Raw genomic sequence first — 22,867 nt, 5'->3', positions numbered from 1 at the left:
CTCAGAGCCGGGCCCGGAGCCACGCCAGGTCGGCGTCGTGCTCCGGGACCCCGCCGGGGGTTTCGAGGATGGTCGGCACGGCCGCTTCGCGGATGATCGCGATGAGGGCGTCCGGGTCCGCCTGGCCCTGACCAAGGTTGGCGTGCCGGTCGGCGCCGCTGTCGTAGGCGTCGCGGGAGTCGTTGCAGTGCACCACGTCGATGCGGCCGGTGATCGCCTTGATGCGTCCCACCAGACCGTCGAGTTCGAGCCCGCCCGCGTGGGCGTGGCACGTGTCGAGGCAGAACCCCACCTGAGCGATGTTGTCCGAACCGGAGATGGCGTCCCACAGCCGCTCGATGGACTCTTCGTAGCGCGCCATCGCCTGCCCGCCGCCGGCTGTGTTCTCGATGAAGATCGGCACCGGCAGTTTGAGCCCGTCCACGCACTTGCGCCAGTTCTCGTACCCGACGGCCGGGTCGTCCTTCGCGGTGACGTGACCGCCGTGCACCACCACGCCGAGCGCGCCGACGGCGGCCGCCTCGTCGACGGTCTGCTGCAGCAGCTTGCGGCTGGGGATGCGCACGCGGTTGTTCAGCGACGCGACGTTGAGCACGTAGGGGGAGTGGATGACCAGCTGCACGCCTGCCTCGGCGGCGGCCAGCCTGAGGGCCTCGGCCCCGCCCTCGGTGAGGGCCGCGGGCTTCTTCCAGCTCTGCGGGTCGCCGAGGAAGATCTGCACGACGCCGGCGCCGAGCGCCGCGGCGTCGGCGAGCGGGTTGACGGAGTCGACGTGGGCACCGAGGGGGAAAGACATGGTGCCCAGCCTAGCTACGTGGCGGGGGAAGTCGCTGGCGCGGTTTCAGCGCGCATGCTGCCTGTCGTCCATGATCCCCAGCACCAGCGCGAGCAGGAGGCAGGCCGCGATCCCGGTGAAGGCGCCCATGAACGCCAGGGTCCACGAGCCCGTGGCGGCGACGGCGAAGAAGACGCCGGTGATGGCCGCGTTGCCCAGCGCGGTGGTGATGCGCTCGACGGTCTGCTTCAGGCCGCTGGCCGTGCCTCCGTGGCGCACGGGCACGTCCTGCATGCTCAACGTCTGGTTCGCCGAGGCGAAGGCGCCCATGGCCGCCCCGTTGAGACCCAGCGTGGCCGAGAGCCACCAGAACGACCAGCCGAACTCCCCGATGCCCCACGCCACCAGGATGCTCAACAGGGCGCCGGTGACCATCAACGCGAGCGCGAACACGACGAGACGCCTGCCGCGCGTCATCACGAAGCGCACCGTGTAGATAGAGGCGACGGCGCTCAGCACCGCGTTGGGGAGGCCCAGCAGGCCGGTGCGCAGCGCGTCGACCCCCAGCCCGTTCTGCAGGAAGATCGCCACCACCGCGAACGTGGAGGTCAGACCCAGGAAGGCGGCGCCGGAGACCAGCAGCCCGTTGCGGAAGGAGCGGTAGCGAAAGAGTTCGAGGTCCACGAGCGGCTCGCGGCCCGCGGCCTTGTACCGGCGCTCCCAGAGCCACCACGCGAGGATCAGGACGGCGGCGAGCGGCAGGAGCCACCAGGCCCACGACTGCCTCGCCATGAACGGGTACATCACGGCCACCACGGAGGCGGTGATGAGCAGGGAGCCGACCGGGTCCAGATCGACCCTGCCCGCCGTCGCGTCGAGGCCCAGCCGGCGCCTGCGTTCCTTCACGAACGGGAACCACCTCAGGCCCAGCACGACGGCGGCAAGGCCGAGGGGGAGGTAGCCGAAGAAGGCCCAGCGCCACCCGGTCTCCGGGCCGGCGGCCTCGATGATGGCACCGGCGATGACGGGGCCGGCCGCCACTGAGGCGGAGATCGTCACGCCCAGCAGGGCGAACGCCTTGGCCCGCCCGCCGCCGCTGAAGTACTGCTGGATCATGCCGGTGACCTGCGGCGAGAACAGTCCCGCGCCTACGCCCTGCACCAGTCTGGCTGCGTTCAGGATGAACGCGTTGGGCGCCAGACCGCAGGCCAGCGACGCCACGGTGAACAGCGCCGCACCGACGATGAACCAGGAGCCACGCCCCAGCACGTCGCCGGCGCGGCCAGCGGGGATCAGCGTCACTCCGAAGGCCAGCGCGTAGCCGGCGAGCACCCACTGGAGGTCCTGGTCGGTCGCGCCCAGCCCCTCCTGGATGGTGGGTAGGGCCACGTTGACCGACGAGATGGCCATAAGCGACATCCCCATCGACAGCAGCAGGACGGCCAGGACCTTCATCCGGTGGAAGGTCCTGGTCGTGCCTGGTGCGGAGATGTGGTTTCTATCGGTCACCCGGCGAGTATGTCACCCAGTGGCGGGATCGCCCGCGTGGTGTGTCTGGGTCATCGACCCCCTCCGGGTGACGTGCCCGTCACTGGTTGAAGAGGACCTGGTTGTTGAAGACCCACGTGGTCTCCTGCCGGTAGCCGGAGACGGTGGTGCTGATGACGGTGGCCTGGATGTAGCTGCGGCAGGCGCCGCGTCCGGTGGTGGCGGTGTCGCATTCCGTGCGCCACCTGCGGCCGTCGGTGGCGGTCCAGCCGGTGGTGGTGTTGCCCAGCGGGTTGTTCTTCCAGAGGGCACGGTCCGACCAGCGGTACGTGAGCGAGTTGAAGGCCCAGCCGTCGGTCTTGAGGTAGCGGCCGTCCTTCAGTGTGATGACGGAGGCCCAGATCTCGGTGCGGCAGCGGGCGGTGGCCGAGTACGGCTCGCAGGTGGTGCGCCACTGGCGAGAGTTGACGGTGCGCTCACCGGGCACGGTGTAGACCTCCAACATCGGCTTGAAGAGCTTGGCCGTGGCGATCAGCGCGGTCTCGGACGAGGCAGAGCTCGTGTTGCCCGCCATGGTGGCCAGAGCGCCGGGCGCGAAGGTCCAGTAGTAGAACGCCGGGCTGGCGTCCGCCCACTTGAACGCGTCGGCCCCCAATGCAGGCACGGGCGCGGGGCTGAACGGGTACGGACTCTCTACGGGCCACCCGGCGGCCAACGCAGCCTTGGCCTCGGCAGGGGTGCCGACGGAGACGCTGACGGTGAAGCCGTCGTAGGCGTCGCCGCCCACCCTCTGGTAGCGGCAGGAGGTGGTGGTGACCTCTGTCCGGGTCAACTTCCCGCCCCAGGTGGCCGAGACGGCCTCGGCGGAGGGGCAGGCGACGCGGGCCACGGGGGCGACCGGGGCGGCCTGCGCGGGAGTGGCCACACCGACGGCGAACATCGCTGCGGCGGCCAGGACGGTGAGTGTGGTGCGGAGCGTCATTGGAATCGCCTTCCCTCAAAGGTCTGTACCGGTAAGACGCGACGAGCGGCGCTTTGGTTGACAGGCGGACCGGTTCGGCTCAGCTGAACAGGACCTGGTTGTTGAACACCCAGCCGACGGTGGTGACGAACTCCCCGTCCGGGGCCACCTCGACGGTGGGGTGACGCAGCCAGGTGCGGCAGGCGCCCCGGCCCGTGGCGGCCGTGTCGCACTCGGTGCGCCAGACCCGGCCGTCGGCCCGCCAGGTGCCGTCCGTGGCGAGCGGATTGTCGGCCCACAGCGCGCGCTTGGACCAGAGGTACGTCAGAGAGTTGAAAGTCCAGCCCTCCTGGCGGCGGAAGGAAGCCCCGTCCGGCACGACGGTGTGCGCCCAGATCTCGGTGCGGCAGCGGGTGGTCTCGGAGTACGGCTCGCAGGTGGTGCGCCACTTCCGGCCGCTCACCGTGCGCTCGCCCGGCACGGTGTAGACCTCCATCTGTGGGCGGAACAACTCCGCGGTGGCCACTGCCTTCGCGTGGTCGTCGACGCCGCTGAGCGTGCCCACCGCCCCGGGGCTGACCTCCCAGTAGACGTTGGCCGGGCCCGCGGACTCCCAGGAGAACGCCTCCGGGCCCAGCGCGACGGCCGAGCGGATGGTGGCGTCCTGCCACGCCTCGACGCGGGACCGGGCGGCGGCCAGGCCGGCGTCCTTGGTGTAGGTGAACTCGACGCGCTGCCGCAGGCCCTGCGCGGCGGTGGGGGCGCTCTCGTACCAGCAGGAGGCGCGGGTGGCGGTCAGGGAGGACAGGTCGTAGCCGGAGACCTTCGAGACCTGCTCGGCGGTGGGGCACGAGATGCGCCGGACCGGCGTGCCGGGGGCGGTGCCCTCATCGGCACGTGCCACGGCCGGGACGGCGAGGAGGACCGTGGCGGCGACGGCCAGCGCACGGCGCAGCACGTTCATCGCATCTCCTCCTCGGCCCCCACACCGAGGTGACGCGCCCGACGGTGTGTCTGACAAACTCTAAACCCAGCAGAGGCCGCCTGGATACGGGTAGCTTGGCTGACATTCAGTAAGGAGCATTCATGGCCTACTCAGAGGGTTACGAGTACCACATCCACCTCGCCCAGGGCGACATCGGGCGCTACGTCTTCCTCCCCGGCGACCCCGGCCGCTGCGAGGTCATCGCGCAGCATTTCGACAACCCCCGCTTCGTCGCGTCGAACCGCGAACACACCACCTGGGCCGGTGAACTCGACGGCGTGCCCGTCGCGGTCACGTCCACCGGCATGGGCGGCCCGTCCACCGCGATCGCCGTCGAGGAACTCATCCATGTGGGCGCCGACACCTTCATGCGCGTCGGCACCTCCGGCGCCATGCAGCCGGAGACGCAGCCCGGCGATGTCGCCGTGATCAACGCCGCCATCCGCGACGAGGGCACTGGCCTGCACTACCTGCCGATGGAGTTCCCCGCCGTCGCACACCAGGACCTCATCATGGGCCTGACCGAGGCCGCGCGGGACATGGGGAAGCGCTACCACGTGGGCGTCTCGCAGTCGAAGGACTCCTTCTACGGGCAGCACTCGCCGGATTCGATGCCCGTGGCGTCGCGCCTGAAGGAGCGGTGGGACGCCTGGGTGAAGGGCGGCTGCCTGGTCTCCGAGATGGAATGTGCCACGCTGTTCCTCGTCGCCGCCACCCGCCGCGTCCGCGCCGGCGGCGTGATGATGATCATGGGCCACCACGATTTCCAGCCCATGACCGACGAGGAGAAGGCAGCCTCGCAGATCGGCAACCTGATCCCCACCGCCATCGAGGGCATGCGCCGCGTGATCGCCGCCGACAAGGCCCGCGGCTGACGCCTCACCCGTCACTGATCCGCACGTCGCCCGCCTCCCGGGTGAGATCCCAGCGACGGGTGACGTGCAGGTCGCGGGCCAGGTGCGCGTCGTGGGTGACGATGAGGAGCGCCCCGCGGTAGTCGCCGAGCGCGGCCACCAGTTGCACCACCGACGCCAGGTCGAGGTTATTGGTGGGCTCGTCCAGCACCAGAAGCTGGGGTGCCGGATCCGCGAACAGCGTGCGCGCCAGCCCCAGCCGGAACCGTTCGCCGCCGGACATGGTGGCCAGCGGCTGGTCCGCGCGGTCACCCCTGATCAGGAACCGCGCCAGGAGCGCCCGGGCGTCGTGCGGCGTCCGGCCCGGGGCGGCCGCCCGCAGCGCCTCCAGCGCGGAGGTGAAAGCGTCCAACTCCTCGAGTGTCTGCGTCAGCACGCCGACGGGCACCTGGGGCGGCAGCGCGACTTCCACGTCGCCCAGGAGGTGGGAAGCGGTGTCCACACCCAGCAGCCGGGCGAGCAGCGTTGACTTCCCCGCCCCGTTGTCGCCAGTGAGGCGGATCCGCTCAGGGCCTACCACCTCGAGCGGCGACTCACCAGACTGACGCAGGGCCAGAACCCGCTTGCCCGGCGGCACCGTGGTGTCCGGCAGGTCGATCCTGATCACCTCCGGCGCACGGGCCGCGGCGTCCGCGCGGCTGCGGTTGTCCAGCGCGTCGGCGATGGCCCCCGCGTGCGCCGTAGCCTTGGCCCCAGAGCCCTTGTCCGCGCGGTCCTGGAAGTAGTGCGCGGCCATCTTGTCCACGTTGCCCTTGGCCCGCTCACGCCGCCCGGAGCGGTCCCGTTGGGCCTGCCGCTGCAGCTCCGCCTGTGCGGCGCGCTTCGCGCGGGACAGCTCGGCGTCGGCCTCCCGAAGTCGCCGCTCAGCCGTGGCCTGAGCGGCGGCACGCTGCTCCTGGTAGGCGCTGAACGGGCCGCCGAAGCTGACGGTGCCGCGGGGATCGAGGTCCACCAGGGCGCCCACGCGCTCCAGCAGGTCGCGGTCGTGGCTGACGACGATGACCGCGCCGTCCCAGGCGCTGAGGGCGTCGTGGAGCCACCGTCGCGTGCGGGTGTCGAGGTTGTTGGTGGGCTCGTCGAGCAGCGTGATGTCGGCTCGGGCCAGCCGGGCGCCCGCCAGCGCGATGCGGGTGGCTTCGCCGCCGGACAGCGAGCCGGCGTCGCGGTCGAGGAAGTCGGCGTCGACGGCCAGCCCCAACGCGGCCAGTTCGGCCAGGGCCCGGGGCTCGACGTCCCAGTCCTCGCCGACGGCGTCGAACTGCGCCTGGTCGACGGACCCGGCCTCGATCGCCCACAGCGCGGCCCGGACCGGCGCGATGCCGAGCAGCTCGGCCACCGAACCCGCCGTCGACACCCGCTGGGGCAGGAGGTGGACCCGCCCGGAGACGAGCAGGTGGCCCGCCGTCGGTTGGAGGTGGCCGGCGATCAGGCGCAGCAGGGTGGTTTTCCCGGAGCCGTTGGGCCCGATCAGCCCAGTCAGGGCAGCCGGGAACGTGGCGGAGACGCGGTCAAGGATGACGGCGCCGCTGGGCAGGTGGAAGGAGAGGCCGTCTGCGACGACGGCAGGGGAATGAGCCATGAGGATCCTGAGGGGTCGCTGGGATGCGGTCTGGGGGACGGCACGCCAACGGGCGCGCCCGGCTCAGTCAGTCATGTCACTTCCAAGGTTGGGGTCCGCCAAGTCTAGACACCGGCGGGCGGGTCTGTCTCGGGGCGCGTTAGGCTGGAGAACGCCCAACGGAGGGGAACCCCATGAACCACGTCGTCGCACGCGTCCGCAGCATCATCGAGCAGCATGGCCATCGCACCGCCACCAGAATCCGCGAGAACGACGCGTGGCGAACCCAGACCTACGCCCAGTTCGGCGAGCAGATCCGCCGGGTGGCTCAGGGGCTCCTGAACCTCGGCGTCGAGACAGGCGGGCGGGTCGGCATCTTCCTCGGCAACAGCCCCGAGTGGTCGGAGATCGACCTGGGTTGCGGCACGGTGCGCGCGGTGCCCGTGCCGTTGTACGCCACCTCCACGCCGGAGCAGATCCAGCACATCGCGGGGGATTCGGGCCTGACGGTGATGTTCGTCGGGAACCAGTCTGAGGCCGAACGGGTGCTGGAGGTGTTCGACTCCCTGCCGGAGCTGCAGCACGTCATCATCACCCAGCCGTACGACGGCATGCCGGCCCAGATCGTCAGCTACGCCGACTTCCTGGCCGAGCCGACGCCCGAGGTCGAGGAGCGCTTCGCGGGGGCGGACGGCGACGACCTGGCGTCGATCATCTACACCTCCGGCACCACCGGCAACCCCAAGGGCGTGATGCTCCAACACAAGGCGTTCGTGATGCAGTCCGACGCGCTGGACCAGTTCTTCGACATCACCCCCGACGACCACTCGCTGTCGTTCCTGCCCCTCTCGCATGCGCTGGAGCGGGCCTGGACCTACGTCGTGCTGATGCACGGCTGCATGAACACCTACGTCGAGAACGCGCGCACCGTCGCGGAGCAGATGGTGCTGGCCCAGCCGACCATGATGGCGTCGGTGCCGAAGCTGTTCGAGACGGTCTACAGCACGGCGCACCAGAAGGCCGGCGGGTCGCCGGTGAAGCGCGCGATCTTCGCCTGGGCGTTGAAGGTGGGCAGGCACAACCAGTACGCGTTCCGCGCCGGTCGTGAGCCCGGCGCCTCGCTCCGTGCGAAGTTGCGGATCGCCGACAAGCTGGTGCTCGGCAACGTCCGCGCCGCGTTGGGCGGGCCGAAGACCGTGCTGGCGTGTGGCGGCGCGCCGCTGCGCCCGGAGATCGAGGAGTTCTTCGCGTCGGTGGGGCTGCCGGTGATGCAGGGCTACGGGCTGACGGAGGCCTCGCCCCTGGTGTCGTTCAACGCGCCGGACGACTTCAAGGAGAACACCACGGGCAAGGTGCTGCCCGGTGGCCAGATCCGGATCGGCGACTTCGGCGAGATCCTCTACAAGGGCCTCAATGTCATGAAGGGCTACTGGAACGACCAGGAGGCCACCGACCAGGTGATCAAGGACGGGTGGCTGCACACCGGCGACGTCGGCTACGTCGACACCGACGGCTTCCTCATCATCACGGACCGGCTGAAGGACATCATCGTCACCCTCGGCGGCAAGAACGTCGCCCCGCAGCCCATCGAGGGCCTGATCCTGGCGGACCCGCTGTTCGAACACGCCGTGCTGCTCGGCGACAACAGGCCGTTCGTCACGCTGCTGGTCAAGCCGTCCCTGCCCGCGGTGGAGGAGCTGGCTAAGCGCTTCTCCTGGCCCGGGGAGATGAAGGACTGGATGAACTCGAGCGAGCTGCTCGACGAGCTGCGCCGCCGCGTCGACGAGATCACGGCGCGGCTGCCATCGCAGGAGCGGCCGAAGGAAACCACCGTCCTGCATGAGGAATTCACCATGGACAACGGCCTGCTGACGCCCACGCTGAAGGTGCGCCGCCGCGAGGTGGAGAAGCGCTTCCGCGACCTGGTCGACGAGATGTACGCCCGCCTGGAGAGGGCCCGCAAGCAGGGCTGAGTCACCACAGGTAGAAGAAGATCTGCAGCTGCGGGTAGCGCACGTGCACGATCGACAGGAATACCACCACGTCGAACAGCAGGTGCACCACCAGCACGTACAGCAGCGAGCGGGTCTTCGAGTACAGGTACGCCTGGAGGAGGGCGAACGGGGTGGTGAGCAGCGGGCCCCACTCCTGGTAGCCCAACTCCCAGAGGAACGACACGAAGATCACCGCGGTCAGCACGTTGGCGAACCAGAAGGAGAAGTGCCGGCGCAGGAGCACGAAGATCGTGATGATGAAGAAGAACTCGTCCCAGGAACCCACGAAGTTCACGCCGACGAAGAAGCGGGCCACCTCCGTCCAGTCCTCGAGCGCGGGCCAGTTGCGGTACGCGCCGGAGCGCACGAAGTAGGTGGGCAGCAGCACCCAGCCGATCACCGGCACCGCCAGCAGATAGGCCCACATCCATCGCGTCCAGCGGCCTGAGAGCCAGTGGAAACGGATGGTGTGGTCTCCGTAGCCGAAGCGGTTGAGCAGGTACGGCACCGCCACGGCCAGCGTCAGCACGGTGCCCATCAGCGCCACGTTGCCCCAACTCACGTCGGCGCGCACCGAGATGGTGGAGACGATGACGAGACCGACGGCGACCAGCAGGAGGTCGCGGAGCAGCACCCGGTCGAGCCAGACGGCCAGGGCGATGCCGAGCGCCATCGTCAGGTAGCCGACGGGGCGGGCCTCGAGGCCGAAGAGGAAGAACGCCGACAGGGAAACCAGCGCGGCGGGAATCAGCGACACGCTCCATCCCGGCCTGCGCGCGACGACGGGGGAGTCCGTGGTCTCGACGGGCACGCCGTCACCCTATTCGGCGGCGCCGAGCCGCGGGATAGCGGCGATCAGCGCCTGGGTGTACGGCTCCCGCGGTGCGTTCAGCACCTCCATGGTGGGGCCGGATTCGACGAGCCGGCCGTCCTGCAGGACCACCGTCTCGTCGCACAGCGCGGCCACGATGCTGACGTCGTGCGACACCATCACGATGCTCAGGCCGCGGTCCTTCCGTAGCCTGTCGAACAGCGCGATCACCTCGATGCGCGTGGTCACGTCGAGGGCGCTCACGGGCTCGTCGGCGATCAGCACCTCGGGGTTGGTCACGAGGGCCCGGGCGATGGCGATGCGCTGCCGCTGCCCGCCGGAGAACTCGTGCGGGTAGCGCTTCAGGGCGTCGGGCTCCAGGCCCACCTCCGCCAGGGCGTCGGCCACCCGGGCTCGACGGCGGGCGCCGTCGCGCTCCACCGCCAGCGACACCAGCGGCTCGGCCACGATGCGGTCCACCCGCATCCGCGGGTCCAGCGACGCGTACGGGTCCTGGAAGACCGGCTGCACCGCGCGACGCAGCCGCCGCACCTGCCCGGCGTTCCGCAGCGACAGCGGCTCGCCGTCGAACAGCACCCGCCCCTCGCTGGGCGACGCCAGTGCCAGCAGCAGCCGCAGCGCGGTGGTCTTGCCGGAACCCGATTCGCCCACCACGCCCAGGCTCCGCCCCTTGTCGACGGCGAGGTCGAGCCCCTGCAGGGCCGGCTCGGTGGCCCCGCGGTAGCGGTAGGTGGCGCCCTCCAGTGCGAGGACTGTCACTCGAGCCTCCCGGTGCTCAGGGCACGGTCCAGCGCCCGAGCGCTGCCCACCAGCCGGTGCGTGTACGGGTCACGCGGAGCCGTGATCAGCGTCTCCACTTGCCCCTCCTCCACGACGTGTCCGTCGCGCATCACCAGCGCGCGCGTGACGGTCTGCGAGACGACGGCGAGGTCGTGCGAGACGAACAGCAGCCCCATCTCGTGTTCCTCCACCACCCGGGCGAGCAGGCCCAGGACGCCGGCCTGCACCGTCACGTCGAGCGCGGTGGTGGGCTCGTCCGCGAGCAGGATCTTCGGCCGGCACGCCAGGGCGGCCGCGATCGCCACGCGCTGGCGTTGCCCGCCGGACAGTTCGTGCGGGAAGGCCCGCAGCACCCGGTCTGTCGACGGCAGCGCCACCTCGTCGAGGGCCTGCCGGATGGCCGCCTCCAGGCCGGACCCGCGCAGCCCACGGTGTCGGCGCAGCGGCTCGGCGAGGAATGCGCCCACGCGCGTCAGTGGATCCAGGGCGGTGGAGGGGTCCTGGAACACCATCGCCACCTTCGCGCCCCGCACGCCCGCGAGCGCCCGTTCGGAGGCGCCGATGACCTCCTGCCCGTCCACCTGGACGGATCCGGAGGCCCGCAGACCGCGCGGTAGCAGGCCCAGCACCGAGAAGATGCTCAGCGACTTCCCGGAGCCGGATTCGCCGATGATGCCCACGCGCTCACCGGCGTCGACGGCGAACGACACGCCGTCCACCACCCGTCGGCCGCCGGCCACGACGGCGAGGTCAGAGACTTCGAGGTAGCTCATGCCCGCTCCCTCCGCGTCGGGTCGAGGCGCTCGCGGAGCCCGTCGGCGACGAAGTTGGCGCCCAGCACGATGACCACGATGACCACGCCCGGCGCGACGGCTCCCCAGGGCGCCGAGTTCACCGTCGACTGCGACTCCTGCAGCAACCGCCCCAGCGACGAGTTGGGCGGCGGCACCCCCAGCCCGAGGTAGGACAGCGACGCCTCGGCCAGCACGGCGGCCCCGAAGATCAGCGCGCCCGCCACCACGAGCGTGGGCCACATGTTGGGCAGCAGGTGCGAGCGGATGATGCCCAGCCAACCGGTGCCCGACGTGCGGGCCGCCGTGACGAACTGCGCGCCCAGCAGCCGCTTGGCGAGGATGCGGGTGAGGCGCGCGACGATGGCGGAGGCCGCCAGCCCGATGGAGACGACGGCGGAGCCCAGGCTCGCCCCCTGCGCGGCGCCGATGAGCATGGCCAGCAGCAGCGTGGGGAACGCGATGAGCACGTCGAGCAGCGACGACTGGATGTCGTCGAGCCAGCCCCTGGAGAACGCGGCGATCAGCCCGATCGCCGTGCCCACCACCATGGCGATGGCCGAGCTGCCCACGCCGACGGTCAGCGCGATGCGCGTGCCGGCCATGATGAAGCTGAAGGTGTCGCGGCCCAGCCTGTCGGTGCCCATCCAGTGGTGGGCGCCGGGCGCCTCGAGGCGTCCGCCGGAGGTGTCTGCCAGGTCGAACGGCAACCACACCAGGGAGACGGCCCCGAGCGCGACGGCGAAGAGTAGGAACGCCGTGCCCACCAGCAGCGTCAGCGGCAACCGCGCCCGCCGGCGGGCCAGCGTGGGCACGACGGCCGCGGGCAGCTCGACCGGGGCGCTCATGCGTCGGCCCCCGAGAGTGAGACCCGCAGCCGCGGGTCCACGACGCGCTGCACCACGTCGGCGAGGAAACCGATCAGCAGCACGAACAGCGTGGTGACCAGCAGTACGCCCTGGATGCTGGGGTAGTCGTGTTCCGCGATGGCCTTCGTCAGCATGGATCCCAGCCCGGGCAGGTTGAAGACGGCCTCCACCACCACGGCGCCCAGCAGGGTGGACGCCAGTTCGATGCCGAGGATGGAGATCACCGGCACCGACGCGTTGCGCAGTCCGTGACGGAGGAAGGCCTCGGTGGGGCTCGCGCCCAGGGCTCGGGCGTTGCGCAGGTGGTCCGCGTCCAGCACGTCCAGCACGGCGGAGCGGACGTAGCGCGTCAGGGAGGCGCTCATCACGAAGACGATGGTGATCACCGGCAGCGTCAACGACGTGAGCGCGGCGAGCGGATCCTCCCAGTCCGTGCGCGGGAAACCGCCCGAGGGGAACAGCCGCAGCTCCAGCGCGAGCAGCCAGACGAGCAGGATGCCGATCCAGAAGACCGGCACCGCGATGCCCACCTGGGCCACGCCGGACAGCAGCACGCCCAGCCGGGTGTTGGAGCGCACGGCCGCGGTGTAGCCCAGCAGGCCGGCGACGACCACCGACAGCGCGAAGGCGATCAGCGTCAGCGGCAGCGTGACGGTCAGGCGTTGGGCGATGTCGGGCAGCACCGGGCTGCCGGAGATGAAGGAGTTGCCCAGGTCGAGCCGGGCGACGTCGGAGAGCCAGGTGGTGAGCTGTTCCCAGAGCGGCAGGTTCGAGCCCACCTGCTCCTGCGCCGCCTGGATCTGTTCCGGCGTGGCGTCGACGGACAACAGCGCGTTGGCCGGGTCACCCGGAAGGAGGCGCAACAGCACGAAGATCAGCAGCATCGCCAGGAGGAAGCTGAGCAGCAGAAACCCGAGCCGGCGTACCAGGTAACTGGTCATGCGCCGTCTCGGGTTTCCCGCTGAATCATTGCCAAAGATTAGCCCTTGGTGATGCCGTAGACGAAGAACTGGGAGTTCAGGCCGTTGACCGGGAACCCGCTGATGTCCTTGTGCGCCACGACGATCTGCGGGAAGAGGTAGAGCCAGTTGCTGGCGGCCTCTTCCGCGATGATCCGGTTGGCCTCCTTCAGCTTCTCCGCCTGCGCCTCGGGCGAATCCGCCTGCTCTGCCTCGGCCACGAGCGTCTGCACCTCGGCGTTGTCGTAGCCCCAGTAGAAGTCCGGGTTGGCGTACCAGACCACGTCGCGGTCGTTGACGTGTTCCTGCAGTGTGGCCTCGAAGGCGCGCTCCTTGAACACGTTGGAGTACCACTCGTCGGCGGTGATGGTCTTGATGTTGACCGTGACGCCCACCTTGGCGAGCTCAGACTTCAGGAACTCCGCCACCTGCGGGTGTGGGTCGTAGTTCGGGGTCTGGAGTTCGAACTCGAACCCGTCAGCCAGGCCGGCCTCGGTCAGCAGTTCCGCGGCGAGCTCCGGGTCGTACGGGTTGAGGTCCGTGAGGTCCTCGTACCAGGGGTCCGTGGGGGGCACCATGGAGCCGATCAGCGTGCCGCGACCGTCCCAGATCGCGCCCAGCAGCTTCTCGCGGTCGACGGCGGAGTAGACGGCCTTGCGTACGCGGGCGTCGTCGAACGGGGCGACCCGGTCGTTGAACGCCAGCAGTTCCTTCACCGTCGAGGTGCCCTCGCTGATCTGGAACTCGTCGTTGTCCTCGAACGGCACGAGCGAATCCGGGCTCTGGATGGTGGTGACCAGGTCGAGCTGGCCCGTCAGCAGGGCGTTGCCCAGGGCGCTGGCGTCGGTGAAGTAGTTGAAGGTGACGCGGCCGTTCTTGGCCTTGTCGCCCCAGTAGTCGTCGTTGCGCACCAGGCTCAGCGTGCTGCCGCGCTTCCACTCGTCCAGCGTGTAGGGGCCGGTGCCGTCGGTCTCCGTCAGCGGGTCACCGAGTTCCGGGTTCACGATCCACACGTAGGCCATGTAGTACGGGAACGAGATGGACTTCGAGTTGAGCGTGAAGACCACCGTCTTGTCGTCGGGGGCCGCCACGGAATCCACGACGGCGAAGCTGGACTTGCGGGCCGCCTGGGAATCCTCGGCCACCACCGCCTCGTAGCTGGCCTGCACGTCGGCGGCGGTCACATCGCGGCCGGAGTGGAACTTCACGCCGTCGCGCAGCGTGAAGGTGTAGGTGAGGCCGTCGTCGCTGACCGCGTAGTCCTCCGCGAGGAGGTTGCTGATGGAGCCGTCGTCGTTCAGCTTGATGAGCGACTCGTAGACGTTGCCGCCCAGGGCCTCGGTGACGCCCTGGCCGCCGCCGCCCGTGTTGCTGAGGTTGCCGGGCTCGTAGATGGAGCCGATCTCGATGGCGGCCTCGGGGTCTGCGCCCACCGCTGCGGGATCCGCGCCGTCGTCGGAGCCGCCGCAGCCGGTCAGCATCACGCCTATGGCTGCTATCGCGGCGACTGCTTTCCAGAGTGTTTTCATGACGGCTCCTGTGCTCATTCGGGTCGGCCGGTCAGCCGCCCTGCCCATCTCCCAACCCGGGGGAGGGCGATTTCATTCCCGGTTGGCCGGGACCATTTCCACCGGGGTGCCGAGGGCCACGGTGCGCGAGACGGTGCAGAGGAAATCCCGGGCGCGCTCGACGGATTTGTCGAGGATCCGGCGGGCCCGGTCGCCGTCCTCGCCCTCCGGGAAACGCACGTCGAACGTGACGCGGATGTCCTCCAGGCGGTTGCCCGTCTCGTCCTTGACGCTGGTGCCGGACGCCTCGACGGCGAACACGTCGGGGACGGCGCGGCGGGTGGTCAGCATGTCGACGTCGATCGATCCGCAGGCGGCGATGGCGGCCAGCAGGAGTTCCACGGGGGTGAAGAGGTCGTCGCCGCCGGTGCCGATGGCGATCTCGCCGCCGCGCTCGTTGGTGGCGCGGAAATCGGTGGACGACACGCGCTGCACGTCGACGGCGCGGGGGCTCCTGGTCTGTTCGGTCATGGCGCCAGCCTAGGCCGGGCGGGCGGGTGGCGGCGACCCCGCGTCGGCCGGGGGGCGCGCCACATCTAGATTCGGCGTCGTCCACGGCCCCATATCTGGATTTGGGCCGTGCGGCATGGATGGGGCTGGTGCTCAGCCGCGGTTTGATGAGTGGACCCCCGCCGGCGCCGGTGTGCGGCGGGGCTACCATCACATCCATGGCCCAGTTCTCCATCAAACGCAGCACGACCCCCACCGCCGAAGCAGCCCGCCACGCGGCGCTCGCAGACCCCGGTTTCGGTCGCTACTACGTGGACCACATGGCAGTGATCGACTACATCAGTGGCGACGGCTGGCAGGAACCCCGCATCGTGCCCACCACCGAGTGGGCACTGCACCCCGCCTCCGCCGTCCTGCACTACGGCCAGGAGATCTTCGAGGGCCTGAAGGCCTACCGGCACGACGACGACTCGATCTGGCTGTTCCGCCCCGAGCGCAACGCGGCCCGCTTCGTGAACTCCGCCCGCCGCCTGGGCATGGCGGTCCTCCCCGAAGACGTCTTCCTGGCCTCCGTCGAGGAACTGGTGAAGTTGGAGCACCACTGGGTGCCGGTCAGCGAGAACGAGCAGAGCCTGTACCTGCGCCCGTTCACGATCGCCTCGGAGCCGTATCTCGGCGTCCGCGAGGCCAACACCTACCGCTACGCCGTGATCGCCACGCCCGCGGGCCCGTACTACTCGGAGCCCGTGAAGCTCTGGATCACCCCCAACTACACGCGCGCCGCCCCCGGCGGCACCGGCACCGCGAAGTGCGGCGGCAACTACGCCGCCAGCCTGATCGCCACGGAGGAGGCGGCGGCCAACGGCTGCGGTCAGGTGCTGTGGCTCGACGGCGCGGAGCGCAAGTGGGTGGAGGAGTGCGGCACCATGAACATCATGTTCGTGACGGCCGACGGTGAACTGCTCACGCCGGCACTCGGCACCATCCTGCCGGGTGTCACGCGTGAATCCATCCTGGAACTCGCGGCGGATCATGACCTCAAGGCTGTGGAACGCAAGATCTCCATCGACGAGGTGCTCGACGGCGTGGCCAGCGGCCAGATCGCCGAGGTGTTCGCCTGCGGCACCGCCGCCGTCGTGACCCCCATCACCGGCTTCAACTCCCCGGACCGCGGCCCCCAGGAGGTGGCCGACGGGATGCCGGGCAGCAAGACCCGCGAGATCCGCCAGCACCTCGTGGACATCCAGTACGGCCGCGCGGAGGACAAGCACGGCTGGATGCGCCGCGTCGTCTGACCGCGCGCTGTCGCCGGTTCTCGACCACCGACATCCTGAAGGGAACCCCTTGTCGCAACATTCCTACCGGGCGTAGTATTGACTCACCAGTCGGGATACACCCGACGGCGGATCCCCCAGAGGGGGTGGCCCTCATGTCAGTTGAGATGGTGCACTCGAGGCTCGGACAAGCTGCGCTTGTTGTCGGAGGTGTGGTGCTGGCGATGATCGCCGCAATGTTCTTCATCCGCTCCGACGAGACCCGCGCGTGGGTCTTCACGGCGATGTTCTTCGCCATGACGCTCGCCGTGGCCCTGGTGGCGCTCGATGACCTTCACCGGCGCCACGAGAAGGTGGCCTTCCGACCCCGTACGAGGATGGGGTGGTGGGCGATCGGGCTCAGCGTCGCGGGAGTCGCGACGATGTTCCTGTCGGGCCTCTACGTGGCGATCATCAGGACGGGGCAACCCACGGAGATGGGCCCCTTCATCCCCATGTTGGTCTTCACCATCGCGGGGTTCGCCCTGATGCTGGCCGCCGGAGTGGTCTCCCTCCTGGCGTGGTTCCGCAGCGACGAGAGGTCGTGGCTGGTCCTCCTGCCGCTGCTGCCCGCGCTGTTCGCGGTCCACTTCGTGGTCGGCGAATTCACGTTCCCGCACTGAGGCGCGCGCGCCTCGCCTGCGGGTGAAAGGGGAGTGTGACATGTCAACACTCGCGCATTCGAAACTCGGCCTGGCGGCCCTGTACGTGGCGGCCCTCGTGGCGGCACTCTTCGTCGCGATGTTCTTCGTCCCGTCCGCGGAACCCCGCGCGTGGGTGTTCACGGGCGCGTTCCTCGTCGGCCTGGTGGCCCTCGTGCTGGCCGCCGGCGGCAGCCTGGAGCGTCGTGGTGAGCCCATGACCTTGCGCCCGAAGACGGCGTTTGCCTGGTGGTCGCTCGGCCTGATGGCGGTGGGGATCGCCGTGTTCCAGTTGGCCGTGATGACACCGTTCCGCTTCGATGACGGCACCGAGTTCTCGCTCCTGCCGCCGCCGGTGCTGGCGGGCATCGGGTTCCTGCTCATGGTCGGCGCCGGTGTGGTCGCGCTCCTCGCGTGGTTCCGCCGGAACGAGACCTCGTGGCTGGTTCTGCTCCCGCTCCTGCCGGCGTTGTTCTCGGTCTACTTCGTGATCGGCGAATTCGCCTTCCCGCACTGAGCCGCGGGGCTCAATGCGCGTGCACCCTACCCACGCCGGCCATCTGGATCACCTGCTGGGGGATGAACAGCATGCCGACGGTGGGCTCTGTCCAGGCTCGTTGACGAGAGCCGGGCTGGCGCACGGGAATAGTTTAACAGTCAACTATGTTGTATGGTGGTGTCAGCAGCTTGAGGAAAGGCACATCATGCAGTTCGGCATCTTCACCATCGGTGACGTCACCACCGACCCCACCACGGGCAGGACGCCCACCGAGAATGCCCGCATCCGGGCCACCGTCGAGCTCGCCATGAAGGCTGAGGAAAGGGGTCTGGACGTGTTCGCCACCGGTGAGCACCACAACCCGCCGTTCATCGCGCCGGCCAACCCGCCCATCCTGATGGCGTACCTGGCCGCGAAGACCGAGAAGATCCTCCTCTCCACCGCCACCACGCTCATCACCACCAACGACCCCGTCCGCCTCGCCGAGGACTACGCCTACGCGCAGCACCTGGCCGAGGGCCGCGTCGACCTCATGATGGGCCGCGGCAACACCGGCCCGGTCTACCCCTGGTTCGGCAAGGACATCCGCGAGGGCATCGGGCTCGCCGTCGAGAACTACTCGCTGCTGCACGCGCTGTGGCGCGAGGAGGTCGTCAACTTCGAGGGGAAGTACCGCACCCCGCTGCACGGCTTCACCTCCACGCCACGCCCGCTCGACGGCATCCCGCCGTTCGTCTGGCACGGCTCCATCCGCTCCCCCGAGATCGCGGAGCAGGCCGCCTACTACGGTGACGGCTTCTTCCACAACAACATCTTCTGGCCCTCGTCGCACACCAAGCGCATGGTGGAGCTGTACCGCCGCCGCTTCGAGCACTACGGCCACGGCACCGCGGACCAGGCGATCGTCGGGCTCGGCGGCCAGGTGTTCATGCGGAAGAACTCCCAGGACGCCCTGCGCGAGTTCCGCCCCTACTTCGACAACGCCCCCGTCTACGGCGGTGGCCCCTCGCTGGAGGACTTCACGCGCGAGACCCCGCTCACCGTCGGTTCGCCGCAGCAGGTCATCGAGCGGGTTCTGGGCTTCCGCGAGTACGCGGGCGACTACCAGCGCCAGCTGTTCCTCATGGACCACGCCGGCCTGCCGCAGAAGGTCGTGCTCGAGCAGCTGGACCTGCTCGGTGAAGAGGTCGTGCCCGTGCTGCGCAAGGAATTCGCCAAGCTCAAGCCGGCCCACGTGCCCGACGCCCCCACCCACGCGAGCATGCTCGCCGCACGGGGCCCCGTCGAGGAGGTCGCGCCCGGCGAGCCGCAGGTGGACCGCTGGACCGGCACCCGCGCCGAGGACGACAACAAGCTCTGACCGAGGAAAAGACACATGAAGCGCATCGTCGTGATTTCCGGCGGCCTGGGGTCGCCGTCGTCCACCCGCGTGCTGAGCGACGACATCGTCGCCCGGCTGCGTGATTCCCTCGCCGCCAAGGGCGAGGAGCTCGAGGTCACCGTCGCGGAACTCCGCGAGCTGGCCCACCCCATCGTCGACGCGATGCTCACCGGTTTCCCCACCGGCGAGCTGGCCCGCATCACCGACGCCGTGGCCGCGGCGGACGGACTCATCGTCGTCAGTCCCACGTTCTCGGCCTCCATGTCCGGCCTGTTCAAGAGCTTCTTCGACATCCTCGACATGGACACGCTCAAGGGCAAGCAGGTCCTCATGGCCGCCACCGGCGGCACGGAGCGCCACTCGCTGATGCTCGAGTTCGCCATGCGCCCCCTCTTCAGCTACCTGGGCGCGCTCACCATGCGCACGGCCATCTTCGCCGCGACGTCGGACTTCGGCGGCCCGGGTGTCGCCTCTCTCGGCCGCCGCGTCCGCGCCGGCGCCGACGAACTCGCCGACGCCCTCGTGGGCTCGAAGCGCAAGGTGGAGGTCGACGACTTCGTCGAGTTCGCCACTCTGCTCAGGAACTGACGATGCCTATGCTGAAGGACATGCTCCCTGATCGCCGGCTCCTGCTCGTGCACGCCCATCCCGACGACGAATCCAGCCAGTCCGCCGCCACCATGGCCCGGTACCTCGCCGAAGGCGCTCAGGTCACGCTCGTGACCTGCACGCTGGGTGAACTCGGCGAGATCCTGGTGCCGGACTGGGCGCACTACTCCCCGCAGGAGTTGGGCGTGCACCGGCAGGAGGAGATTGCGCAGGCCATGGGCGTCATCGGGGTCACGGACCACCTCTTCCTCGGTGGGGTCGGCCGCTACCACGACAGCGGCATGGTCACCACAGAGGCGGGCCGGGCCGGCGTGCCCGACGAGATGCCGGACAACGCGTTCTGGCGCGCAGACCTCCTCGAGGCGGCGGACCACCTCGTCGAGGTCATCCGTACCCGCCGTCCGCAGGTGGCTGTCACCTATGACCCGCACGGCAACTACGGCCACCCGGACCACATCCAGGCCCACCGCGTGCTGATGTACGCCGTGCAGCTGGCGGCCACTCCGTCGCACCGGCCGGATCTGGGGTCGCCGTGGCAGGTGCAGCGGGTGCTCTGGAACACGCACAACACCAGCCGGTGGGCGGAGGCCTACGCCATCGCCCGCGAGCGTGGTCTGGAGCTGTGGGGTGCTGATCACGACCACAGCGACGACGAGGCGGAGCGCCGCTTCGGCCCGGACCCGGAACAGATCGTCGCGGTGGTCGAGCTGCAGCCGTACCTTGACATCTGCCGCCGCGCGCTCTTCACGCACCGCAGCCAGGTCAACGCGGAGGACCCGTTCTGGCAGTTCTTCTCGATCATGCAGGAACTCCCCGGCGCGGGGGAGGCCTATCTCCTCGGTGCCGGGCAGCCGTTCCCGCAGGGCGACGGGCCGGCCACGGACCTCTTCGAGGGCCTGTCCCCGGACGCTGCATAGAATTGCGCCCATGAGGATGAGACCCGCCGCACTTGCCGTCACCGTTGTCGCCGCGCTTTCGCTGGCTGCCTGCACCGGCTCGGAAGAACCGACGCCCGCGCCCGAGGTGACCGCGTCCGCCCCGGTGGGCGGCACCCAGAGCGGTCTCCCGCAGCCGGAGGAGGAGGCGTTCACCGGGGAGATCCAGACCGAGGTGATCAAGGTCGGGCCCATGGACGTCACCGTGCCGAAGGGCATGAAGCTGCCGGAGAGCACCATCGTGACCCAGTCGGAGCAGTCCGCCGTGATGATGATCGACGAGGACCCCCAGCCCGTCATCGACTCCATCATGAGCAGCGCCGCGGACGCCGGCTACGAGATCTACGCCGAGCCCAGCGAGGACCAGACGGTCTTCGTGGGCCACGGCAACGCCGTCCTCTTCACGGCCATCCCCAACGCCCAGATCCTCACGTGGGGCCCGGAGTCCATGAAGGACGTGCTCGCGGAAGGCTGACGGGCCGCCGCATCAGATCTCCTCCAGTGGGGACCTCCCTGTGTGGGCCCGCGCGGACGCCCCCCTGCTGGCGGACATTGCATGCGGTAGTACATTCAGCCCGTGATCGAGCTCGACCCCGCCAAGGCCCGCCTACTCCGCCGCACCGTGCTGGTGGTGGCGGGCCTGAACCTGGGTTACTTCTTCATCGAAGCGACGGTGGCGTGGGCCATCGGGTCCGTGTCGCTCTTCGCGGATTCGGTCGACTTCCTCGAGGACACCGCCGTCAACCTGCTGATCTTCGCCGCGCTGGGCTGGCCGCTTGCGCGGCGCGCGAAGGCCGGCAAGGTCATGGGGCTGGTCATCCTGGCCCCCGCCGCCGCGGCGCTGTGGCAGGCGGTGGCCAAGTTCTCCAACCCGGACGCGCCGGATCCCCTGTCGCTGATCCTCACCGCGGGCGGCGCCGTGGTGGTCAACTCCCTGTGCGCGTTCCTGTTGCTGCGCCAGCGCGACCACGGCGGATCCATGACCAAGGCCGCCTGGCTCGCCGCCCGCAACGACGTCATCATCAACATCGGCATCATCGCCATGGGCCTCCTGACGCTCACCCTGGTGCCCAATGGCTGGCCGGACCTCATCCTCGGTCTCGGCATCGTCGTGCTCAACTTCCAGGCCGCCAAGGAGGTCTGGGAGGTGGCCGAGGAGGAGAACCTCGCGGCCAAGGCCTTGGCCGGTGAGGTCGACGACGACTGAGCCGCCGGCCAACCGTTCCTGGCAAGGGGCGTGAGACGGTAGGTCCTCCCCTGACAGGAACGGGGGCTAGGCTCGGAGCATGACGGAGCGCAGCCAACCCGGCCCGGGGTATGTCCTCGCCGGCCGCTACCTCCTCGAAGAGCGGCTCGGTCGTGGTGGCATGTCCACCGTCTGGCGCGCCCGGGATCAGGTGCTGGACCGCGAGGTCGCCGTCAAGGTGGTCGCGGAGATGGAGGACGCGGAGGTCACCGCGGAACGCTTCCGCCGGGAGACGCGCGTCACGGCCGCCCTGAACCACCCCAACATCGTCACCGTCTTCGACGCCGGCGTCGACAACGACCGGGCGTTCCTCGTCATGGAGCTGCTGCCCGGCAGCACGCTGGCTGACGAGCTGCGCACCCGCGGCGCCTTCCCCTTCGAAGAGATCCGCAGCATTGCGATCCAGGTCTCCGCCGCGCTCGGCGCCGCCCACCACGCCGGCCTGGTGCACCGCGACGTCAAGCCCGGCAACATCGCCCGCGCCGCCGACGGTGCGGTCAAGGTGCTCGACTTCGGCATCACCCACATCATCGACGAGGCGGTGGCAGATTCCGGTTCGCCGCTGACCGCCACCGGTGCCGTCATCGGCACCGCCGCCTACCTGGCGCCGGAACAGGCCCGCGGGATGCGGGTCGACCAGCGCGCAGACATCTACGCACTCGGCTGCGTGCTGTTCGCCCTCATCACCGGCCGGCCCCCCTTCCAGGGCCCCACCGCGGTGTCCACGATGATGGCCCACGCCACGGAGCCGGTACCCAACATCCAGGAGGCCCGTCCCGACGTGCCGCCGCAGTTGGCCGCCATCGTCACCGCCATGCTGGCCAAGGACCCGGACGCCCGGCCGGCGGATGCGGCCACCCTCGAGGCGGCGCTGCGCGCCGAGACCGCCGAAGCCGTCACCCAACTCCTCCCGCCGCCCGTGGTGGTGGGGGAGGACACGGCAGTGGTGCCGGCCGCGGGTCTCCCCGCGCCCATGCGGGCCTACCCGGCCGACGCACCCGCCCCCGTGGTTGCGGCGCCCGTGGTCGCGCCGGCCCGGGCCGCCGCAGAGCCCGAGGACAGCGATGTCCTCCTGCCCATGGAAGAAGAGGAAGAGGGCAGCCGGCGAGGCCTGTTGATCGGCCTCATCGCGCTGGCAGTGCTGATGGTGGTCGGCTTCGCCTGGTGGCTGCTGTCCGGGGACCCGCAGCTCACGGCGGACCGGTCGCCCACCGCTGCCGTGCCGGCGTCGGCCTCCCCGAGCGTCGACGCCTCGCCCTCGGTCTCACCCTCGCCGCAGACCACCGAGGCATCCCCCAGCCCGACGCCCTCGCCCAGCC

General features: G+C 69.8%; 23 protein-coding genes. 11 read left to right on the top strand and 12 right to left on the bottom strand.

The window, feature by feature from the left end:
• Position 1: 1 nt before the first annotated feature.
• The 4 genes from C3E87_RS07900 to C3E87_RS07885 all read right to left on the bottom strand — a co-directional run bounded on the left by C3E87_RS07900 (position 2) and on the right by C3E87_RS07885 (position 4,188).
• Entirely contained in the window at positions 2-796 is a 795-nt protein-coding gene (locus C3E87_RS07900; RefSeq protein ID WP_076061381.1) for a deoxyribonuclease IV, read from the bottom strand.
• Positions 797-841: 45 nt separating this feature from the next.
• Entirely contained in the window at positions 842-2,284 is a 1,443-nt protein-coding gene (locus C3E87_RS07895; RefSeq protein ID WP_233120762.1) for an MFS transporter, read from the bottom strand.
• A 79-nt stretch (positions 2,285-2,363) separates the two neighbouring features.
• Positions 2,364-3,245 carry a hypothetical protein gene (locus tag C3E87_RS07890; protein ID WP_076061377.1) on the bottom strand — a complete coding sequence of 294 codons (882 nt, stop codon included), beginning with the start codon at positions 3,243-3,245 and terminating at the stop codon, positions 2,364-2,366.
• A gap of 79 nt (positions 3,246-3,324) precedes the next feature.
• Positions 3,325-4,188 carry a hypothetical protein gene (locus C3E87_RS07885; protein ID WP_076061375.1) on the bottom strand — a complete coding sequence of 288 codons (864 nt, stop codon included), beginning with the start codon at positions 4,186-4,188 and terminating at the stop codon, positions 3,325-3,327.
• 122 nt (positions 4,189-4,310) lie between these two features.
• On the opposite strand from C3E87_RS07885, the gene udp reads away from it, so the two are divergent.
• Positions 4,311-5,084, top strand: a complete 774-nt coding sequence (udp, locus tag C3E87_RS07880; RefSeq protein ID WP_076061373.1) for a uridine phosphorylase — start codon at positions 4,311-4,313, stop codon at positions 5,082-5,084.
• A 4-nt stretch (positions 5,085-5,088) separates the two neighbouring features.
• On the opposite strand, the gene C3E87_RS07875 is transcribed toward udp, so the two are convergent.
• Complete coding sequence (locus C3E87_RS07875; protein ID WP_076061371.1) at positions 5,089-6,702, bottom strand: ATP-binding cassette domain-containing protein; 1,614 nt, start codon at positions 6,700-6,702, stop codon at positions 5,089-5,091.
• Positions 6,703-6,875: 173 nt separating this feature from the next.
• On the opposite strand from C3E87_RS07875, the gene C3E87_RS07870 reads away from it, so the two are divergent.
• Positions 6,876-8,654 carry a long-chain fatty acid--CoA ligase gene (locus tag C3E87_RS07870; RefSeq protein WP_076061369.1) on the top strand — a complete coding sequence of 593 codons (1,779 nt, stop codon included), beginning with the start codon at positions 6,876-6,878 and terminating at the stop codon, positions 8,652-8,654.
• Between the two features lies 1 nt (position 8,655).
• Here the strand turns inward: C3E87_RS07870 and C3E87_RS07865 are convergent, their stop codons facing one another.
• The 7 genes from C3E87_RS07865 to C3E87_RS07835 form a co-directional block, all read right to left on the bottom strand.
• A complete protein-coding gene (locus tag C3E87_RS07865; protein ID WP_076061367.1) occupies positions 8,656-9,486 on the bottom strand; it encodes a type II CAAX prenyl endopeptidase Rce1 family protein in 831 nt (276 codons plus the stop codon).
• Positions 9,487-9,495: 9 nt separating this feature from the next.
• Complete coding sequence (locus tag C3E87_RS07860; protein ID WP_076061365.1) at positions 9,496-10,266, bottom strand: ABC transporter ATP-binding protein; 771 nt, start codon at positions 10,264-10,266, stop codon at positions 9,496-9,498.
• Complete coding sequence (locus C3E87_RS07855; RefSeq protein WP_076061363.1) at positions 10,263-11,060, bottom strand: ABC transporter ATP-binding protein; 798 nt, start codon at positions 11,058-11,060, stop codon at positions 10,263-10,265. Before C3E87_RS07855 ends, C3E87_RS07860 begins: the two co-directional genes overlap by 4 nt.
• Complete coding sequence (locus tag C3E87_RS07850; protein WP_076061361.1) at positions 11,057-11,926, bottom strand: ABC transporter permease; 870 nt, start codon at positions 11,924-11,926, stop codon at positions 11,057-11,059. Before C3E87_RS07850 ends, C3E87_RS07855 begins: the two co-directional genes overlap by 4 nt.
• Entirely contained in the window at positions 11,923-12,888 is a 966-nt protein-coding gene (locus C3E87_RS07845) for an ABC transporter permease (protein WP_076061359.1), read from the bottom strand. The genes C3E87_RS07850 and C3E87_RS07845 overlap by 4 nt, the downstream gene beginning before the upstream one ends.
• Positions 12,889-12,926: 38 nt before the next feature.
• Positions 12,927-14,435, bottom strand: coding sequence for an ABC transporter substrate-binding protein (locus C3E87_RS07840; RefSeq protein ID WP_076061357.1), 1,509 nt, complete (start codon positions 14,433-14,435; stop codon positions 12,927-12,929).
• Positions 14,436-14,507: 72 nt separating this feature from the next.
• Positions 14,508-14,945: an OsmC family protein gene (locus C3E87_RS07835; RefSeq protein ID WP_076061355.1), complete on the bottom strand. Its 438-nt coding sequence runs from the start codon at positions 14,943-14,945 to the stop codon at positions 14,508-14,510.
• A 197-nt stretch (positions 14,946-15,142) separates the two neighbouring features.
• Between C3E87_RS07835 and C3E87_RS07830 the strand changes: the two genes are divergently transcribed.
• The 9 genes from C3E87_RS07830 to C3E87_RS07790 all read left to right on the top strand — a co-directional run.
• Positions 15,143-16,219 carry a branched-chain amino acid aminotransferase gene (locus C3E87_RS07830; protein WP_076061353.1) on the top strand — a complete coding sequence of 359 codons (1,077 nt, stop codon included), beginning with the start codon at positions 15,143-15,145 and terminating at the stop codon, positions 16,217-16,219.
• A gap of 134 nt (positions 16,220-16,353) precedes the next feature.
• On the top strand, positions 16,354-16,860 hold the full coding sequence (locus C3E87_RS07825) for a hypothetical protein (protein WP_143570942.1): 507 nt from the start codon (positions 16,354-16,356) through the stop codon (positions 16,858-16,860).
• 40 nt (positions 16,861-16,900) lie between these two features.
• Entirely contained in the window at positions 16,901-17,395 is a 495-nt protein-coding gene (locus C3E87_RS07820) for a hypothetical protein (protein WP_076061349.1), read from the top strand.
• A gap of 187 nt (positions 17,396-17,582) precedes the next feature.
• Positions 17,583-18,737 carry an LLM class flavin-dependent oxidoreductase gene (locus C3E87_RS07815; RefSeq protein WP_076061347.1) on the top strand — a complete coding sequence of 385 codons (1,155 nt, stop codon included), beginning with the start codon at positions 17,583-17,585 and terminating at the stop codon, positions 18,735-18,737.
• 15 nt (positions 18,738-18,752) lie between these two features.
• On the top strand, positions 18,753-19,346 hold the full coding sequence (locus tag C3E87_RS07810) for a CE1759 family FMN reductase (protein ID WP_076061345.1): 594 nt from the start codon (positions 18,753-18,755) through the stop codon (positions 19,344-19,346).
• A 20-nt stretch (positions 19,347-19,366) separates the two neighbouring features.
• The gene (gene mshB / locus C3E87_RS07805) at positions 19,367-20,284 is read left to right on the top strand and encodes an N-acetyl-1-D-myo-inositol-2-amino-2-deoxy-alpha-D-glucopyranoside deacetylase (protein WP_076061580.1); all 918 of its coding nucleotides are present in this window, start codon (positions 19,367-19,369) and stop codon (positions 20,282-20,284) included.
• A gap of 10 nt (positions 20,285-20,294) precedes the next feature.
• On the top strand, positions 20,295-20,777 hold the full coding sequence (locus C3E87_RS07800) for a hypothetical protein (protein WP_076061343.1): 483 nt from the start codon (positions 20,295-20,297) through the stop codon (positions 20,775-20,777).
• A gap of 102 nt (positions 20,778-20,879) precedes the next feature.
• The gene (locus C3E87_RS07795; protein WP_233120761.1) at positions 20,880-21,509 is read left to right on the top strand and encodes a cation transporter; all 630 of its coding nucleotides are present in this window, start codon (positions 20,880-20,882) and stop codon (positions 21,507-21,509) included.
• A 79-nt stretch (positions 21,510-21,588) separates the two neighbouring features.
• Positions 21,589-22,867, top strand: a 1,279-nt coding sequence (locus C3E87_RS07790) for a protein kinase (protein WP_076061341.1), incomplete at its 3' end; no start/stop codon positions are given.

It is taken from the genome of Tessaracoccus sp. ZS01, assembly GCF_022342445.1.
GTDB lineage: Bacteria > Actinomycetota > Actinomycetes > Propionibacteriales > Propionibacteriaceae > Arachnia.
This window is presented reverse-complemented; position numbering and strand designations above follow the sequence as displayed.